This window comes from Flavobacterium gillisiae, from assembly GCF_900107635.1.
GTDB classification, from domain to species: Bacteria; Bacteroidota; Bacteroidia; order Flavobacteriales; family Flavobacteriaceae; genus Flavobacterium; species Flavobacterium gillisiae.
Map to the genome: position 1 here is coordinate 174,027 of NZ_FNRD01000004.1, position 18,760 is coordinate 192,786.

Annotated in this window: 20 protein-coding genes; all 20 read left to right on the forward strand. The window is 35.2% G+C overall.

Annotated elements, in window-relative coordinates:
* Positions 1 to 148 precede the first annotated feature (148 nt).
* The 20 genes from BLV35_RS07390 (at position 149) to BLV35_RS07485 (ending at position 18,744) form a co-directional block, all read left to right on the forward strand.
* Positions 149 to 1,462, forward strand: a complete 1,314-nt coding sequence (locus tag BLV35_RS07390; protein ID WP_091087217.1) for a TolC family protein — start codon at positions 149 to 151, stop codon at positions 1,460 to 1,462.
* A gap of 54 nt (positions 1,463 to 1,516) precedes the next feature.
* A complete protein-coding gene (locus BLV35_RS07395) occupies positions 1,517 to 2,605 on the forward strand; it encodes an efflux RND transporter periplasmic adaptor subunit (protein WP_091087682.1) in 1,089 nt (362 codons plus the stop codon).
* Positions 2,606 to 2,742: 137 nt separating this feature from the next.
* Positions 2,743 to 5,988: an efflux RND transporter permease subunit gene (locus BLV35_RS07400; protein ID WP_091087220.1), complete on the forward strand. Its 3,246-nt coding sequence runs from the start codon at positions 2,743 to 2,745 to the stop codon at positions 5,986 to 5,988.
* Between the two features lie 58 nt (positions 5,989 to 6,046).
* On the forward strand, positions 6,047 to 6,352 hold the full coding sequence (locus BLV35_RS07405) for a hypothetical protein (RefSeq protein ID WP_091087224.1): 306 nt from the start codon (positions 6,047 to 6,049) through the stop codon (positions 6,350 to 6,352).
* 166 nt (positions 6,353 to 6,518) lie between these two features.
* Entirely contained in the window at positions 6,519 to 6,704 is a 186-nt protein-coding gene (locus tag BLV35_RS07410) for a YgaP family membrane protein (RefSeq protein WP_091087227.1), read from the forward strand.
* A gap of 427 nt (positions 6,705 to 7,131) precedes the next feature.
* On the forward strand, positions 7,132 to 7,797 hold the full coding sequence (locus tag BLV35_RS07415) for a hypothetical protein (RefSeq protein ID WP_091087231.1): 666 nt from the start codon (positions 7,132 to 7,134) through the stop codon (positions 7,795 to 7,797).
* Between the two features lie 71 nt (positions 7,798 to 7,868).
* Positions 7,869 to 8,105, forward strand: a complete 237-nt coding sequence (locus BLV35_RS07420; RefSeq protein WP_091087235.1) for a hypothetical protein — start codon at positions 7,869 to 7,871, stop codon at positions 8,103 to 8,105.
* Positions 8,106 to 8,242: 137 nt separating this feature from the next.
* Positions 8,243 to 8,674, forward strand: coding sequence for a DoxX family protein (locus tag BLV35_RS07425; protein WP_091087239.1), 432 nt, complete (start codon positions 8,243 to 8,245; stop codon positions 8,672 to 8,674).
* Between the two features lies 1 nt (position 8,675).
* Positions 8,676 to 9,134, forward strand: a complete 459-nt coding sequence (locus tag BLV35_RS07430; RefSeq protein WP_091087243.1) for a MarR family winged helix-turn-helix transcriptional regulator — start codon at positions 8,676 to 8,678, stop codon at positions 9,132 to 9,134.
* Positions 9,135 to 9,158: 24 nt separating this feature from the next.
* Positions 9,159 to 9,791 (forward strand): nitroreductase family protein, encoded by a 633-nt coding sequence (locus BLV35_RS07435; RefSeq protein ID WP_091087247.1) that lies wholly within the window; start codon positions 9,159 to 9,161, stop codon positions 9,789 to 9,791.
* 252 nt (positions 9,792 to 10,043) lie between these two features.
* Positions 10,044 to 10,583 (forward strand): GNAT family N-acetyltransferase, encoded by a 540-nt coding sequence (locus BLV35_RS07440; protein ID WP_091087249.1) that lies wholly within the window; start codon positions 10,044 to 10,046, stop codon positions 10,581 to 10,583.
* 39 nt (positions 10,584 to 10,622) lie between these two features.
* Positions 10,623 to 11,192: a DUF4256 domain-containing protein gene (locus BLV35_RS07445; RefSeq protein ID WP_091087253.1), complete on the forward strand. Its 570-nt coding sequence runs from the start codon at positions 10,623 to 10,625 to the stop codon at positions 11,190 to 11,192.
* Positions 11,193 to 11,765: 573 nt separating this feature from the next.
* Positions 11,766 to 12,221: a MarR family winged helix-turn-helix transcriptional regulator gene (locus tag BLV35_RS07450; RefSeq protein ID WP_091087256.1), complete on the forward strand. Its 456-nt coding sequence runs from the start codon at positions 11,766 to 11,768 to the stop codon at positions 12,219 to 12,221.
* 10 nt (positions 12,222 to 12,231) lie between these two features.
* Entirely contained in the window at positions 12,232 to 12,864 is a 633-nt protein-coding gene (locus BLV35_RS07455; RefSeq protein ID WP_091087261.1) for an NAD(P)H-dependent oxidoreductase, read from the forward strand.
* Positions 12,865 to 12,903: 39 nt separating this feature from the next.
* Entirely contained in the window at positions 12,904 to 13,470 is a 567-nt protein-coding gene (locus tag BLV35_RS07460) for a YceI family protein (protein WP_091087264.1), read from the forward strand.
* Between the two features lie 333 nt (positions 13,471 to 13,803).
* Positions 13,804 to 15,204, forward strand: coding sequence for an anthranilate synthase component I family protein (locus BLV35_RS07465; RefSeq protein ID WP_091087268.1), 1,401 nt, complete (start codon positions 13,804 to 13,806; stop codon positions 15,202 to 15,204).
* A gap of 78 nt (positions 15,205 to 15,282) precedes the next feature.
* Positions 15,283 to 15,900 carry an anthranilate synthase component II gene (locus tag BLV35_RS07470; protein WP_091087272.1) on the forward strand — a complete coding sequence of 206 codons (618 nt, stop codon included), beginning with the start codon at positions 15,283 to 15,285 and terminating at the stop codon, positions 15,898 to 15,900.
* Positions 15,901 to 16,124: 224 nt separating this feature from the next.
* A complete protein-coding gene (gene trpD, locus BLV35_RS07475) occupies positions 16,125 to 17,117 on the forward strand; it encodes an anthranilate phosphoribosyltransferase (RefSeq protein ID WP_091087275.1) in 993 nt (330 codons plus the stop codon).
* A gap of 83 nt (positions 17,118 to 17,200) precedes the next feature.
* The gene (gene trpC, locus BLV35_RS07480) at positions 17,201 to 17,983 is read left to right on the forward strand and encodes an indole-3-glycerol phosphate synthase TrpC (RefSeq protein ID WP_091087279.1); all 783 of its coding nucleotides are present in this window, start codon (positions 17,201 to 17,203) and stop codon (positions 17,981 to 17,983) included.
* A 137-nt stretch (positions 17,984 to 18,120) separates the two neighbouring features.
* Positions 18,121 to 18,744: a phosphoribosylanthranilate isomerase gene (locus BLV35_RS07485; RefSeq protein WP_449403927.1), complete on the forward strand. Its 624-nt coding sequence runs from the start codon at positions 18,121 to 18,123 to the stop codon at positions 18,742 to 18,744.
* Positions 18,745 to 18,760: the final 16 nt, after the last annotated feature.

Genomic DNA, 18,760 nt, shown 5'->3' on the forward strand with positions numbered 1-18,760 from the left:
CTTTAACCTCAATCTAGCTTACATTTTAATGCACTATTGATCTCATAAACCGCCCTTTTTTCCATTTAATTTCTCTAGTGTGACATTTGTTACTGTGTAGCCCTTATTGCGAAATTATCTTTGTCCAATAATTAGATATAAACAAATTATGAAGAAAATAAATTTAATAACACTCTTAGCAACCATTTCCATTACTGCTTTCAGTTATGGTCAGGACACATTGGCTATTTCTAAAACTGATCTTTGGCAGAAGGTGGCCGATAAAAATTTACAAATTAAGATTGCAGATCAGGAGTTTAAATCGGCACAAGCAGATTACAGACAATCCAATTCTCTTTTCTTACCGAATATTTCTGCTTCACATACAGCGATTTCGACTACAAATCCTTTAATGGCTTTTGGGTCTAAGCTGAATCAAGAAATTCTAACGGCTTCCGATTTTGATCCTAATTTATTGAACAATCCAAATCGCACTACAAACTTTGCCACTAAAATTGAAATTCTACAGCCCATCATCAACATAGACGGATTGTATGGAAGACAGGCGGCAAGAGCTAAGATGAATGCTTATTCGCTACAGACGGAACGTACCAAAGAATACCTGGAACTGGAAGTAAACAAATCGTTTATGGAATTGCAATTGGCCTATAAAGCTGTTGCCGTTTTAGAAAAAGCAAATGCAACTGCGGCAGAAAACTTGAAGTTAATAGGAAACTATTTCAAACAAGGGATTCTTCAAAAAACAGATTTGCTATCCGTACAAGTTCGTGTAAGTGAAATAAAAAACCAATTGCAATATGCAAAAAGTAATGTGCAAAACGCCTCTGATTACTTGGCTTTTTTATTGAATGAAGATCTAGGAGGCAAAGTATACAAACCTGCCGAAGCTTTAGAAAACACCATTACCATACAAACGATTAACACTTCCCTTTCGGCAAACAGAAAAGATATTCAAGCAATGGATCAATCTACTGAAGCCTATCAAAAAATGTTGCTATCGAGCAAAATGACTTTCTTACCTCGATTGAACGCTTTTGGAAGTTATGAATTGTACGATGACACCCTTTTTGGCACTAATGCAAAAGGATATGTGGTAGGAGCTCAATTATCCTGGAATGTATTTGACGGTTATAAATCAATTGGAAAAATGGAAAAAGCAAAGGCTGATTTTCAGAAAGCCGAAATTGAAACTCAACAATACAAAGCCAAAAGCCAACTGGAATTAAACAAAGCGAACCGCCAGCTAAATGATGCCGAGAATAAGGTCAATCTTTCTAAGTTGGATCTTGAACAATCACAGGAAGCGTATAGAATAAGAAGCAATCGTTTTACTCAAGGTTTAGAAAAAACGACAGACTTATTACAATCTGAAACGCAGATGTTCAAAAAAGAATTGGAATACTTACAGGCTGTTTTTGAATACAATTACACTCAGGAATATTTACAGTTTTTAACAAAATAAAAGTCAATTTCAATGACAATTTCAAAAATCAATTTCAATTTTAAAAGCAATATAATGAAGAACTTTTTATTTAAAACGACAATAATCGCTTCCCTTTTTGTCCTACTTATTTCTTGCAACGGAGAGAAAAAAGAAGCTGTGGCGGAATCTCCTGCAATTGCAGTTAAAGTAAGTGGAGTTTCTGAAAATTCCAATAGCGATTTTGTAAGTGCAAGCGGAAAAATTGAAGCAGAGAACAGCGCCGATTTAAGTACACGAATGATGGGTTATGTAACTAAAGTTTATGTACAAATAGGACAACAAGTAAAAGCAGGACAATTATTGGTCAGCATCAATAATTCTGATTTACTGGCAAAAAAAGCACAGGTTGATGCTAGTATTCTTCAAGCTACCGCCGGATATAACAATGCTAAAAAAGACTACGATCGTTTTGTCGCTTTGTTCAAACAACAAAGTGCTTCCCAAAAAGAGTTAGACGATATGACTGCTCGTTATGAAATGGCAAAAGCAGGATTAGAAGGGGCTAAACAAATGCGAAATGAGGTAATGGCACAATTCAATTACTCTAATATCACAGCGCCATTTTCGGGAGTGGTCACTAACACTTTTGTAAAAGAAGGTGATATGGCAAATCCTGGAATGCCTTTAGTAAGTGTTGAAGGTGCTTCAAAACTGCAAGTAACAGCAATGGTTTCTGAAGGTGATATCACTTCTATCAAAAAAGGAATGCCAGTAACCGTTTTAGTAAAATCGTCTAACGAAAAACTGACTGGAAAAGTAAGCGAAGTAAGCGTTTCTGCTAAGAATACGGGAGGACAATATTTAGTCAAAATAAATTTAGACAAAACAGACAGTGCTGTTTTATCTGGAATGTTTGTCAATGTACAATTCCCAGTAGAGAACAAAAGTGCTGCTACTCTAAATACGATGGTTTTAGTTCCTGAAAGTGCTTTAGTAAGACAAGGACAACTTACCGGAATCTATACTGTAGGAAATGAAAACGTAGCGCTTCTAAGATGGTTGAGAACAGGAAAAACATTTGGAGATAAAGTGGAAGTATTATCCGGATTATCAGCTGATGAAAACTATATCATCTCTGCCGAAGGAAAATTATTCAACGGAGCGAAGGTTAGTATTCAGTAAGCGGTGTTTAGTAAAAAATAGTAGTTAATAGTGCGTGAGGGATAGCAGTGAAAATCCTTTTTGTTTTCTTTTTGAAAACAAAAAGATTGTAACGAATAGCCCGACCCTTGTGGTCACGCCCAAATAAATAAAATATTATGCAAGAAGGAATTTCAGGTAAAATTGCCAACTTTTTCATCAACTCAAAACTAACTATTTTGATGATGATAGGTTTGATGATCATTGGGGTTTACAGTTCTTTTCTTATTCCAAGAGAAGAAGAGCCACAAATTAATGTCCCGATGGCTGACGTCATGGTGGGATATCCAGGAGCGAGCCCTACCGAAGTAGAAAGTCGTGTGGCAAAACCGCTGGAGAAAATCATCTCAAACATCAAAGGGGTTGAACACGTGCATACGATGGCCATGAATGGTCAGGCGATGCTTATCGTTCAATTTTATGTAGGTCAGGATGTGGAGCGTTCGTATGTGAAATTGTATGACGAACTGGCAAAACACGAAGATATGTTCCCAAAAGGAGTGTACAAACCAATGGTAAAAACACGTTCTATTGATGATGTACCCATGCTTGGAATCACGCTTTGGAGCGACAAAATGGACGATTTTCAATTGCGACAAATTGCCGAAGAAGTAACCTCGGAAGTAGAAAAAGTAAAAGATGTTGCCATCACCAAAGAAATTGGCGGAAGAAGCCGAGTGCTAAAAGTGATTTTGGACAAAGATAAAATGGCAGAGAACGGCATTGATCCCTTAGGTATCATGGGAATGATTCAAGCTAATAATAGCAGCTCGCAATCCGGGAGTTTTGTCAATACCGATGAAGAATATTTGATCACGACAGGGAAGTTCTTAACCTCAGCTGACGATGTAGAAAATCTGGTTGTAGGTGTTAATAAAAACATGCCTGTTTACTTAAAACAAGTCGCAACGGTTCAAGACGGCCCGTCTACGGCAAAAAGCTATGTATCCTTTGGGTACAGTAAATCAAACGAAAAATACAAAGACGCAAAATCGGAATATCCTGCTGTAACCATATCTGTTGGTAAGGTAAAAGGTGCCGATGCGATGAAAATTTCGGAGAAAATTATTGACAAAGTAGAACATTTAAAAACGACTATAATACCTAATGATGTTCATGTTGAAGTAACTCGTAATTATGGTGAAACAGCATCAGATAAAGTAGGTGAATTGTTGCTGCACTTAGGAATCGCAATTTTGGCCGTTACTATTTTAGTAATGTTTGCCATGGGATGGAGAGGTGGATTAGTAGTATTCTTCTCGGTTCCATTAACATTTGCCTTGACTTTATTCAGTTATTATATGCTGGATTATACATTAAACCGAATCACGCTTTTCGCCTTGGTTTTTGTGGTGGGAATTGTCGTCGATGACAGTATCATTATCGCTGAGAATATGCACAGGCATTTCAAAATGAAGCGATTGCCATTTAAACAAGCCGCTATTTATGCGATAAATGAAGTAGGAAATCCAACGATTTTAGCAACATTTACGGTTATTGCAGCTATTTTACCCATGGCGTTTGTATCTGGAATGATGGGACCATACATGAGTCCAATGCCAATAGGCGCTTCTATTGCGATGATATTATCACTGTTTGTTGCTTTGACGGTTACGCCTTATTTAGGCTATCATTTGTTGCAAGAAAAAGACGAGCAAGGACATAAAGAAGCTGAAGGTTTAGAAACTAGTTTCATTTATAAAATGTACAACAAGCTAGAGCGTCCATTATTGGAAAGCAGCATGAAACGAAGAGTGCTTGTGGGAGTGACTGTTATATTACTATTTGGTTCTGTTGGTATGTTTTTTTCCAAATCAGTTTTAGTGAAAATGTTGCCTTTTGATAATAAAAATGAATTTCAAGTAGTAATTGATATGCCTGAAGGAGCGACTCTGGAAAGAACAGCAGCCGTTACTAAAGAAATTGCACAATATTTAACCACAATTCCTGAGGTTGTTGATTATCAAAACTACATTGGAACGTCGGCACCAATCACTTTTAACGGATTAGTTCGTCATTATGATTTGCGTGGTGGAAGTAATATGGCCGACATTCAAGTGAATTTATTGCACAAAGAAGATCGAAAATTACAAAGTCACGACATTGCCAAAAATGTACGTCCTCAAATTCAAAAAATTGCTGCAAAATATGGTGCGAATGTAAAAATTATCGAAGTTCCGCCAGGACCTCCTGTATTATCAACATTGGTAGCTGAGATTTATGGTCCCAATTACAAAGACCAAATTAAAGTGGCGCAACAAGTAAAAGATATTCTGCATAAAACAGAAGGTATCGTAGATATCGACTGGACTGTAGAAGACAATCAAACGGAATATAAACTAGAAGTTGACAAGGAAAAAGCAATGCTGAACGGGATTGCACCTCAACAAATAGTGGGAAATTTGACTTATCTATTGAAAGAATATCCTGTTTCTAATTTGTATGATGAAAATTCTAATGACAATGTAGGGATTGTTCTTTCGCTTGACGACAAAGACAAAACGAGCTTGCAAGACATTCAGAACCTGAAAATAAAAGGAAGCCAGGGGAATATGATTCCGGTGAGTGATTTGGTAAAAGTAAAAACAGATACATTACAAAAAACCATTTATAGAAAAGATCAAAAACGCGTGGTTTATGTAACCGCTGATATGGCTGGAGCATTAGAAAGTCCCGTGTATGCTATTCTGGGAATGACGGAGAAATTGGATAAAATGAAAATTCCAAAAGGATACAAAGTCAATGAATTATACATGGACCAACCAACAGATGAAAGTGATTTCACGGTAAAATGGGATGGTGAATGGCAGATTACATTAGAAGTATTCCGTGATTTAGGAGTAGCCTTTCTAGTAGCTATCGTGATTATTTATATGTTGATTGTGGGCTGGTTCCAGAACTTTAAAACACCAATGGTGATGATGCTTGCAATTCCGCTTTCCTTAATCGGGATTGTGTTTGGGCACTGGTTATTAGGCGCTTATTTTACAGCAACTTCTTTTATTGGTATGATTGCCTTGGCAGGAGTTATGGTTCGAAATTCAGTTTTACTGATTGACTTTATCGAAATAAGATTGAATGATGGCATAGCACTAAAACAAGCGATTATTGAGGCTGGAGCAGTAAGAACTTCTCCTATTCTATTGACAACTGGAGCGGTAGTTATTGGAGCTTCGATTATCTTATTTGATCCGTTGTTTCAAGGATTGGCAATTTCATTAGTATTTGGAGCCATCGTTTCTACTATTCTAACATTGATCGTAGTGCCCATAATTTATTATGTGACGGAGAGAAAGAAATGGGAATCCTCCCCCAGCCCCTCCGAAGGAGGGGAGACAGAACCTAAAAAAGAAAATGTTATATAATTAACTACTCCAGTTCCCTCCCTTTTCGGGAGCTTAACTGGACTAATACTACAAATCAATGAAACTACTAATTATAACTGCCATAGCGGAATTTGACGCAGCAGTCAAGAAAATGCTAAAACAAGCAGAGGTAAAAACCTTTACTTACAAAGCCGTAACAGGATTTAAGGATATTTCTGAAGAATCAATAGAAAGTAATTGGTTTGGAAGCGAAATGAATGAAAACGACTCCATATTATATTATGCCTTTGTAAAGAAAGAAAATGTAGATACTCTTATTGAAAAAATAAACGAATTCAATGTAATACAAGAAAGTTTGTCAAACATTCATGTAGCAGTATTAAATATTGAAAAACACAATTAATAAAAAAAAAGTTTAACCACATAGAATCATAGAAAAAAGAAGGCAATCAAATGATTTTTTCACATAGCAATGTGGAACTATCTGAAAGCGTAGCTTCTTATTTAACAAAAGAAAATGGATGTCTCTATGTGTTTAAAAATGAATAACAGAATTAAAAAATAACAATATGAAAAACAAAGTTTTTAGAATACTAGTAGGATCATTTATCTTAATCAGTCTATTATTATCCGTTTACGTCAATCAAAACTGGTTGTGGTTCACGGTTTTTATTGGTGTCAATTTAATTCAATCCGGTTTTACCAAATGGTGTTTATTAGAAACTATTTTATCCAAATTAGGACTGAAAGACTAATTCCCTTTTATTAAATCTAAACCCCGATTTGCCACAAGCAGCTCGGGGTTTTTTATGCGCTTATTTTTTTGGGCGTGTCCCCACCTACACTCCGTTGCGGTGCGGTCGGGCTATCCGCTGTATCTTTATGGCTTAAAGAAACGCCATAAAGGATGCCGCTATTATCCCTAACGCAAAACACTATAGCGTTTGTCATTGCGAGCGAAGCGAAGCAATCTCACTAACAAAGGCACACAAGTTGAGTAGCAGGATGGGATTGCTTCGTTCCTCGCAATGACAACGCGCGAATTCAGTACTAGTGGAACAAACTGTTGAAAATCCCTCACGGAAGATAAAATCTACTAAATCATTTATACTAATTTTTTTTATATATTAGTTATACTAATAATATATCACGCTCGCCCTATAACGACAAGTTACCTATAATATGGAAAAACGCATATCTACATCTATTTTATTTCTAATTCTTACTTCATTTATATCTTGTAAAAGTCAGGAGGATAAAAAAACAGAAATAATACAAACTCCAAAATATTTTAAAACTTTTTATGAAGTAGAAGGAGATTTAGATGAAGATGAAATTCCAGAAAAAGTTATAGTTTACGATACTGAAAAGGAAACTGATTTTGGAACAGAGAGACAAATATACATTTACAAAAAGAACAATGATAAATGGCTGTTATGGAATAAATCAGTAGGAGCAATACTACCAAGTAAACACGGAGGAATGATGGGAGACCCATTCGAAGGAATTTCGGTTGAAGGAAATTGTATCATAGTTAATCATTCTGGAGGTAGCCGCGAAAAATGGAATTATTCTCATACATTTAAATATCAAAGTGGAGATTTTCAATTAATCAAAGCAGCAGTAAGTTATGGCTCTCCTTGTGATTACTTCATGTCGTTTGATTATAATTTATCAAATGGAAAAGTTAATTATGAAAAAGAAACTGAAAATTGTGAAAATGAAATTTCAAAAATTGAAAAAAAAGAAATGATTGCAAAATTAAAAGCTTTACCATCTATGGACGGTTTTTATCCTGGAAATAATAAATTGACTTTTCCGAATTCTGAAATAACAATATATTATTAAGTAAAATACTGTAGACAACTCCGCTCACATGCGAATCCTTTAGTGCGGAAGCGAAGTATAAAATTAGAAAAATGAAAGCAGAAAATAAAATATTTATAAAATCGTTTTTACTATCTGGCCTAGTTTACACAACACTTATGGCAGGGTTTGACTATTCTGATGGACAAGACTTTGAAATACTTAAACTTCTATTTCACTTTTTATTCTTTGGGTTATTTATGGGATTATTGGCTAGATATAGCCATCGAAAACAAATAAAAAAGGAAATGAACGAAACTGAGTCTAAGTCTTACGATACATCTCTCTAAAGCTATTGTAGATTTCAAATCAATCATCACTTAATTAGATAAACACACAATATTTTCCCAATAAATTATTGGATACAAAACAATTGACTACCTTTGCATCGTGCACGATATAAACGCATACGATTAAATTAAAAAAAATGAGTAAAACCATAGAAACAACATTGACACAAAATATTTTCAGAATACTATTAGCCTTTTTTATGGTCTATGCAGGGTTCAGTCACCTTACTTTTAATAGAGTAGATTTTCAAGCACAAGTTCCAGACTGGCTTCCGCTAGGCAAAGACTTGGTGGTACTACTATCAGGTATCGTAGAAATGGCATTGGGACTCGGTTTGGCTTTTTGGAAAAAGGAACGAGCAACTTTCGGTTGGGCATTGGCACTATTTTTCGTTTTAGTGTTTCCAGGAAATATTGCGCAATACTTAGATCACAAAGATGCTTTTGGAGCATTAAATTCAGATAAAGCACGTTTAATACGTCTATTTTTCCAACCGGTACTTATCGCATGGGCATTGTGGTCAGCAGGTTCCTATCAAGCTTGGAGAAATCGTAAAATAGAAGACTAATATGGACGATGCACAATTAAAATTAAGCAGTCAAGTTTGCTTCCCGCTCTACTCCGCTTCCCGTCTCCTCACTAAGGCTTATAAACCTTATTTAGACGAAATGGGTATTACCTATCCACAATACTTGGTCTTAATTGTACTTTGGGAAAACGATGAACTTTCTGTAAATCAGATTACCGAGAAGCTACTACTGAACTCCAATACTCTTTCGCCATTGCTAAAACGCATGGAAAAAATGGAACTCCTGCAACGCAATCGTTCCACTACAGATGAAAGAAGTGTCATTGTACAACTTACAGAAAAAGGAAAAAGCTTAAAAGACCAAGCAAAGCCTATTCCTGACAAACTCATCAAAGTCTTGCTTACTGAAAACATCAACCTATCCGATGTGCTGCAGTTAAAAGAGATGCTAAATGAATGGATTAAAATACTAACAGAAGACAACAAAAATTTAGAATAAAACAAAAAAATAAAAACAAAGAATATGGAATTATTAGATAAATTAAATTGGAGATACGCTGCTAAAGCGATGAATGGTACGAAAGTATCACAAGAAAAAATTGACAACATTATTGAAGCAATATCACTTGCTCCTACATCAAGTGGTTTACAACCATTTGAAGTAATTGTGATCACAAATCAAGAATTAAAAGAGAAAATCAGACCTATTTCTTGGAACCAATCCGTTGTTACTGATTGTTCTCACTTATTTGTATTCGCTGCCTGGGATACTTATACAGCGGAAAGAATTAACAAAATGTTTGATTTGACAAACACCATTCGTGGTTTTAAAAACGAAGGTTGGGAAAATTACCGTCAAATGCTTTTAAATCTTTATCCGCAAAAGGATGCGGAGGAAAACTTTACCCACGCCGCTAAACAAGCTTACATCGCATTTTCGCAAGCTATTGCTGCTGCTGCTTTCGAAGGAGTTGACAGTACACCTTTAGAAGGTTTTGATGCTGATGCATTGGATGAAATTTTAGGATTAAGAGCCAAAGGACTTAGAAGTTGTGTTATGCTTCCTGTAGGTTACAGAGACACTGAAAATGACTGGTTAGTTAATCTTACTAAAGTGAGAAAAAGTAAAGAAGATTTAGTTACTTTAATTGATTAGTAACTAAAATTAGGTGAGCTAAAGCGGTTTGGGTATGCACCCAAACCGCTTTTTTTTGTTCTGGGTCTTATTCTTCATAACTCTGCTACCGCACAAATAATTCATTATCAAAAACGTAGACCTAAAGCTACCACAGCTTCCTCCTTTGTCTTAAAGGAAATTTTATACTCAAACTACTTATTGCTCTCAATAAGCTATTTTTAATTATACCTGTTTATTTCTTATATTCGTTCTGCACAAAACGACACAAAAATGAACTTCGAATCTTTTCCAGAAATAAAATCAGAACGTCTTTTATTAAGAAAATTGGAAGAATCTGATGATGCAGTTATCTTATACTTACGCTCCGACGAAACAATTAATCAATTCATCGAACGACCTGAACATCGAAAAACAAAAACACTCGATCAAGCACTCCAATTTATTAATGAAATAACACAGGACTACCACAATAATAAATCGGTAACTTGGGGCATCATTTATAAAAACGAACCTCAACTTATAGGAACAATTTGTTTGTGGAATATTTCCGAGAACAATACCATTGCCGAAGTAGGTTATGGTCTTAATCCTACATTCCAAAATAAAGGAATTATGACTGAAGCGCTAAATTGCGTTATTGATTTTGGATTCAATGAATTAAAACTAAACAAGATCGAAGCCTTCACACACCATAAAAATGAGAATTCTAAAAAGTTATTAGAAAAAACGGGCTTTCAGTTTATGGAAAATCGAAAGGATCAAAACAACGCTTCCAATAGTATCTATGAAATTCTAAATAGTCAGAGTTAGCTAATTGCAATATCCTTAAGCCCCTTTAAATAACACCTTATGACAAAGAGTACTAAAAAACAGTTAGCACCAGAACAAAGTCGAGAACTACTGATGGTACTACAAACCCGTTTTGAGAAAAACAAAAACCGTCATATAGATCTGGATTGGACAAAGATACAAGCAAAACTGGAAATCAATCCAGAAAAACTATGGTCGCTCCATGAAATGGAAAGCACTGGCGGCGAACCGGATGTTGTAGGTCAGGACAAAAAAACAGACGAATTTCTTTTTTATGATTGTGCCGCAGAAAGTTCACTAGGCCGCAGAAGCTACTGTTATGACCAAGAAGCATTAGAATCAAGAAAAAAATTCAAACCAGAAAATAATGTCCTTGATGTGGCTGCAGCCATGGGAATTTCTCTTTTAACAGAACAAGAATATCGGGAATTGCAGCAACTAGGTAATTTTGACACCAAGACATCAAGTTGGATAAAAACACCAGACGAAATTAGAAAATTAGGAGGCGCACTCTTTTGTGATTTTCGCTACAATACTGTTTTTGTGTATCACAATGGCGCCGATTCGTATTATGCAGCCAGAGGATTCCGCGGTGTACTGCGAGTTTAAATTTTGTATGTATTCGTTTTTAATAGAGAAATCGGCACCCTAAAAAATCTAAACCACTATGGACTTAAAGTCCATATATTTGGTTGTCAGACTTAAAGTCTGCATGTTGTATTGCTAATATATACCGTAGATTCTCAAATTATTTTAAAATTTGCGAATCTGCGGTGTTAACATTTTTTAAAAGCTAAAGCGAGATGCACAGAAAGGACATAGTTTTAAACTCTATTTGAGACCAATAAAGCTAGACGATAAAGTCAGTAGTTACAATAATTGGCAGCTATGTAAACGTCTAAATACTACTTACTCTTTTATAAAACAATGGAAACGAACCTCTTTAAAAACGATTTAAAAGAGGTTCGTTTTTTATAACTCCTATCAGCATCTCTAAAAAAACAACTACGCCTAACCTTCAAAACTACCAACTAAAACACTAAAATACAAATAGTTAAATCATGTAATACAAGCTATTTTGTAATGCTAGATTAAAAATTTAACAAAAAAAACAAGAAAATATTTGTATATACAAATAAAATAAGTGTTACATTTGTACCAACAAATAAAAAACATACTGGTATGAAAATTGAAGATATCATAAAAACTACAGCCGTTTTGAATAATTCAAATCGAATTATTTTAAATGTAATGTATACCGAAAACGTGATCAATGAGAAATTCAATGAAGTTCTAAAACCGTATGAGTTATCTGGAGAGCAATATAATGTATTGCGGATATTAAGAGGCCAAAAAGGGAACCCTGCTAATATGAGTGTCATTCAGGAACGCATGATTGCCAAAACGAGTAACACCACCCGTCTGGTAGATAAGTTATTATTGAAAGAACTGGTTACCCGCAAAGTCTGTCCAGAAAACAGAAGAAAAATAGAGGTTTTGATTACTCAAAAAGGATTGGACGTTTTACATGAACTAGACCCTAAAGTAACGGAGCATGGCAATTATTTCTCAAAAAATTTAAATGAAGAGGAATTAGAGCAATTAAATACATTATTAGAAAAATACAGAAATCAATAAAATATAAATTATGAGCACTTTCTTAGAACACCAAAATTGGAGATACGCAACAAAGAAATTTGATGCCAGCAAAATAATAAACAAAGAAGATTTAAATACTTTAAAAGAAGCTATCCGTTTAAGTTCTTCTTCTTATGGATTACAGCCTTACAAAATTATCATTGTTGAAAACACAGAATTAAGAGCTAAAATCAGACCTGCTGCCTGGGGTCAATCTCAAATAGTTGAAGCTTCACATCTTATCGTTTTTGCAAACGAAACTCAAATTGCGGAACAATCTATTGATAGTTATGTAAAAAATATAAGTACTACAAGAAACGTCCCTATTGATTCATTAAATGGATACTCAGACTTTATGAAATCAAAAATAGTAACTCTAGATAAAGATTCAAAAAACATTTGGGCGTCAAAGCAAACCTATTTAGCAATGGGTAACTTACTAAATGCAGCTGCCGAATTAAAAATTGACGTTACCCCTATGGAAGGCTTTGTTCCTGAGCAGGTAAACGAAATATTAGGATTAGAAAAACTAGGTCTTAATGCTTCTTTAATAGCAACCTTGGGTTACAGACATGATGAAGATGACTCTCAACATTACAAGAAAGTTAGAAAATCAAACGAAGATTTATTTATCACATTATAATAACAATCAAAATTCAATACAAACAAAAAAATTAAACACATGAAAAATTTAAAATCAATTGCATTAGCATTAGTAGTAGTTTTCGCAACAGCAACCGCATCAGCACAAACTAAAAAAGTAGACGCAACTGCAAGTACAATCAACTGGGTTGGAAAAAAAGTAACTGGACAACATAATGGTACTGTAAATTTGAAAGCGGGAACTTTAATCTTCAAAGGTGACAAATTAGCTGGAGGAACTTTCACTGTTGATATGACTTCATTAACTGCTACAGACCTTACTGGTGAATACCAAGGAAAATTAAACGGTCACTTGAAATCAGAAGATTTCTTTGGAACTGAAAAATTCCCAACAGCAACTTTAGTATTCAAAACTATCGCAACCAAATCTAAAACTTTATATACTGTAACTGCAGACTTGACTATCAAGGATAAAACAAATCCAGTAACATTTGACATTACTGTAAACGGAAATACTGCTACAACAGCTTTCAATGTTGACAGAACTAAATATGACATTAAATATGGTTCAGGAAGTTTCTTTGACAATTTAGGAGACAAAGCAATTTCAAATGAATTTGAATTGGCTGTAGCCTTAAAGTTCTAATATTTTCCAAAATAAATACATCAGCCCCAACAAGCAATTGCTGGGGCTTTTTATTGCAATCAGTATAGTAATTTAACAAAAAAGACTGATATTTTAGTTTTTTTTTATTCCTTTCCGATTGTTAAACCAAATTACCTTTATATATTTGTAGTATGAAAATAACAATGAACAATACTTGGTGGTGGAACAATTTACGTCAAACGTCGTGAACTAAGCTCCTATGGTATTATCAACTATAAATATAAAAGGCTTGTCATCACGACAAGCCTTTTTTTTATGCTCATTTTATCCTCAAAATAACTTAAGACTTTAAACCTTAAACATTTAAAAAAATTGAAATCTTTTATATTTAACACAAAATACAAGCAAATTCTCGCGGACACCATAACACCTGTTAGTGTTTATTTAAAAATACGTGATAAATTTCCGAACAGTCTTTTATTAGAAAGTAGCGACTATCATGGGAGTGACAACAGTTTCTCTTACATCTGTTGCAATCCAATTGCTTCTATAAAAATAGAAAACGAAACGATTTACAAAACGTTCCCAGACGGCACTGAAGAAAAAATAGCTATCGATGCTAACACGAGCATTCCTCAAGTAATCCAAGAGTTTTCTGCTCAGTTTAAATCAGAAGAAAACGACTTTAAATTCATTAATAATGGTTTATTTGGGTACATCTCCTATGATGCTGTTCGCTATTTTGAGAAAGTAAACATTGCCAAAAAAGAAAACAGCAATACCATTCCTGACGTATATTATGCGGTGTACCAAAATATCATTGCAATCAATCACTTTAAAAATCAAGCCTATATATTTTGCCATAGTTTAGATGGAAAAAACAACATTTCTGAAATTGAACAATTATTACAATCGAGAAATATTGCTTCCTATAAATTTTCGAAAGAAGGCGAAGGTTTTTCAAATTTAACAGACCAAGAGTTCAAACATAATGTGGCTTTGGCCAAAAAGCATTGTTTCCGCGGAGATGTGTTCCAATTGGTTTTATCAAGAAGATTTACACAAGGTTTCAAAGGTGATGAGTTCAATGTGTACAGAGCGTTGAGAAGCATCAACCCTTCCCCCTATTTATTTTTCTTTGATTACGGAGATTTCAAAATATTTGGGTCTTCGCCCGAAGCGCAAATTATCGTCAAAGACCGTAAAGCTGAAATACATCCTATCGCCGGAACTTTCAAGCGAACCGGTGATGATGAAAAAGACGCCATTCTTGCTAAACAATTATCCGAAGACAAAAAAGAAAATAGTGAGCACGTCATGTTGGTCGACTTGGCTCGAAATGATTTGAGTCGCAACGGCCATAACGTAAATGTAGAGAAATATAGAGAAGTACAGTTTTTCTCGCACGTAATCCATTTGGTTTCTAAAGTAACTGGTCATTTACATGAAAAAGCAACGACTATGCAAGTAGTTGCCGATACTTTTCCAGCTGGAACTTTAAGCGGGGCGCCAAAACACAGAGCGATGCAACTCATCGAAGAATATGAAAAAACAAACCGTAATTTTTACGGTGGTGCTATAGGATTTATGGATTTTGAAGGAAACTTCAATCATGCAATTATGATTCGAACATTCCTGAGCAAAAATCATCAATTACATTCCCAAGCGGGAGCCGGAATTGTTGCCAGTTCAGATGAAGAAAGTGAAATGCAAGAAGTGTACAATAAACTCCTTGCGCTGAATAAAGCACTGGACTTGGCAGAGACAATATAAAGTAATAACAACTCGTAAGTTGTTTCTAAAAAAAATAGTAACGTGAGATTGCTTCGTGCCTCGCAATGACAAAACAAAATGAAAAAAATATTAGTTATAGATAATTACGATAGTTTCACTTACAATCTAGTTCATTATTTGGAAGATTTAGAGTGTGAAGTCACGGTGTATAGAAACGATGAGTTTGATATCGATGAGATTGCAGGATTTGATAAGATTCTACTTTCGCCTGGTCCTGGAGTTCCTGATGAGGCCGGACTATTGAAAGATGTGATTCGGAAATATGGCGCTACCAAAAGCATTCTTGGAGTGTGTTTAGGTCAACAAGCCATTGGAGAAGTCTTTGGAGGAACGCTATCAAATCTAGACAAGGTATATCATGGCGTTGCCACAATGGTAACACAATCTGTAAATGATGAACATTTATTTGATGGTCTAGAAAAAGATTTTGAAGTGGGCCGCTATCATTCTTGGGTTGTCGATGCAACATTGCCTGAAATGCTGGAAGCGACTTCTTTTGATGAAAACGGTCAAGTAATGTCGTTACGTCACAAAACGTTTGACGTACGTGGGGTACAATTTCACCCAGAAAGTGTATTGACTCCAAACGGGAAAAAGATATTGGAAAATTGGGTGAATATCCTCCCCCCAACCCCCTCCGAAGGAGGGGGAGCCAAAACGGATATAGATAATTGATAATTATTTACTGTCATAGTTTGCAGATAAACAATGCAGACAAGGTTTCAACACAAAGTTTAAAGACAAAGTTTACAAAAAATGTTTGCAGACAAGGTTTCAACACATAGTTTACACATAAAGTTTAAAGACAAAGTTTAAAGACAAAGTTTAAAGACAAAGTTTAACCATCCAGTCACCCCCTCCTTCGGAGGGGGCCGGGGGGAGGATAACAAAATAACAAAATGAAAAATATATTAAACAGATTAATCAATCACGAAATGCTTACCTCGGCCGAAGCAAAAGAAGTCTTGGTCAATATTTCCAGCGGCAGTTATAATCCAAGTCAAATCTCCGCATTTCTTACGGTCTTTATGATGCGTAGCATTAGCATCGAAGAACTTTCTGGTTTTAGGGAAGCCTTATTGGACTTGTGCATCCGCGTTGATTTATCAGATTACAATACAATTGATTTATGTGGAACAGGTGGTGACGGAAAAGACACTTTCAATATTTCTACCCTAGCCTCTTTTATAGCTGCAGGAGCAGGTGTAAAAGTGGCTAAACATGGTAATTACGGAGTTTCGTCTATTTCGGGATCTAGTAATGTAATGGAAAAACTGGGAATCAAATTCAGTAATGATGCTGATTTCTTAGAACGAAGTATCGACAAAGCGGGTATTTGTGTTTTACACGCTCCTTTATTTCACCCTGCTATGAAAAACGTAGGTCCAATCCGAAAGGAATTAGCCGTAAAAACCTTTTTTAATATGCTGGGGCCGATGGTAAACCCCTCTTTCCCAAAGAATCAGTTGGTAGGAGTTTTCAATCTGGAACTGGCTCGAATTTATTCTTACTTATATCAAAATACGCATGTGAATGTAACCATTCTACATTCATTAGATGGTTATGATGAAGTTTCATTAACTGGTCCTACAAAGATTATCACTAGTTCGATGGAAGGAATCCTAAATCCAGAAGATTTTGGCGTTAGTCTCTTAGCTCAAAGTGAAATCGAGGGAGGAAAAACAATCGAAGCATCAGCCCAAATGTTTACCGACATCATTTCCGGAAAAGGAACTGAAGCCCAAAACAATGTGGTTTGTGCCAATGCCGGAATGGCCATCGCAACGGTAACAAAATGTACCCCGCTCGAAGGATTTGAATTAGCTAAAGAAAGTTTGCTGTCTGGAAAAGGATTAAAAGCCTTGAATAAATTACAAGAGTTAAGTAAATAAAATAGTTTAAAGTTTAAGGTTTAAAGTTGGTGGAACGTTAATCAACTTTAGACCTTAAACAAGGAAAACTTTAAATAAAACAAATGAACATCCTAGATAAAATAATAGTTGATAAAAGAAGAGAAGTTATTCTCAAAAAATCTATCATCCCCGTTTCTCAATTAGAAGCCTCCGTTTTTTTCTCAAAAAAGACCATTTCATTAAGTGAAAATTTAAAAAATAGTACTTCTGGAATTATTGCAGAACACAAACGACGTTCGCCCTCAAAAGCGGAGATAAATTATAGTTTCACGGTGGAAGAAGTCGTAAAAGGATATGAGAGTGCTGGTGCTTGTGGAATTTCGGTATTGACAGATGGAAAGTATTTTGGTGGTTCTTTAGATGATTTACTTTTGGCGAGAGCCTCAGTAAATATTCCGCTATTGCGAAAAGAATTCATTGTAGATGAATACCAAATCCTGGAAGCCAAAGCCTATGGAGCCGATTTAATTTTACTAATAGCGGCCGTATTAACCCGAGAAGAGATAAAATCTTTATCGGAATTTGCAAAGAGTTTAGGACTGGAAGTACTATTAGAAGTACATAATCAAGAAGAATTGGAAAAATCGATTATGCCAACTCTCGATATGATTGGTGTGAACAATAGAAATCTAAAAACTTTTGAAGTAAGTTTAGACTTCAGCAAACAACTGGCTTCGCAAATACCAGATGAATTTGTGAAAATTTCCGAAAGTGGTATTTCATCGATTGAAGCGATAACTGAATTAAAACCATTTGGTTACAAAGGTTTTCTAATAGGCGAAAACTTCATGAAAACGGATAATGCAGGAAAAGCAGCGAAGGAATTTATTATGAAACTAAATTAAGGCTGAGAACAAAAAGAATTGTTAAACCCTTAGCGAACTTAGCGCATTCTTCGTGAACTTTGTGATAAAAAATTAAGACAATGACAAACCCAAACAAGTACAACGCAACGTCTCCCTCCCCTTCGGGGAGGGCCGGGGTGGGGACAAAAATCTGCGGTATGAAATACCCTGATAACATACTCGAAGTGGGATCACTCCTGCCCGATTATATGGGTTTTATATTTTGGGAAAAATCGGCTCGGTATTTTGACGGTATAATTCCAGACTTACCCAAGTCTATCAAGAAAGTTGGTGTTTTTGTAAATGAAACAGCAGCTGTTATTGTCGAAAAAGTATTGAAACATGATTTACAGGCAGTTCAGTTGCACGGAAAAGAATCAGTCGACTTTTGTGAAGCGTTGCGAAACCAACTTCCAAAAGGCATCGAAATCATCAAGGTGTTTTCGATCCAAGATGAATTTGATTTTAGCGTTTTAGAGCCGTTCGAAGCTGTTTGCGATTATTTCCTTTTTGATACTAAAGGAAAATTACCTGGCGGAAATGGAACAACTTTCGATTGGAAAGTATTAGAAAATTATCCTTCGACAAAACCCTTTTTTCTAAGTGGTGGTATAGGAATCGAAGAATTAGATGCGGTTAAACAAATATTAAAAACGAATTTACCTGTTTATGCTATCGATGTAAATAGTAAATTTGAAACAGCGCCGGGATTAAAAAACATAAAATTAGTTAGAGAGCTTCAACAATACTTGAAACTTTAACCTTAAACATAAAAAC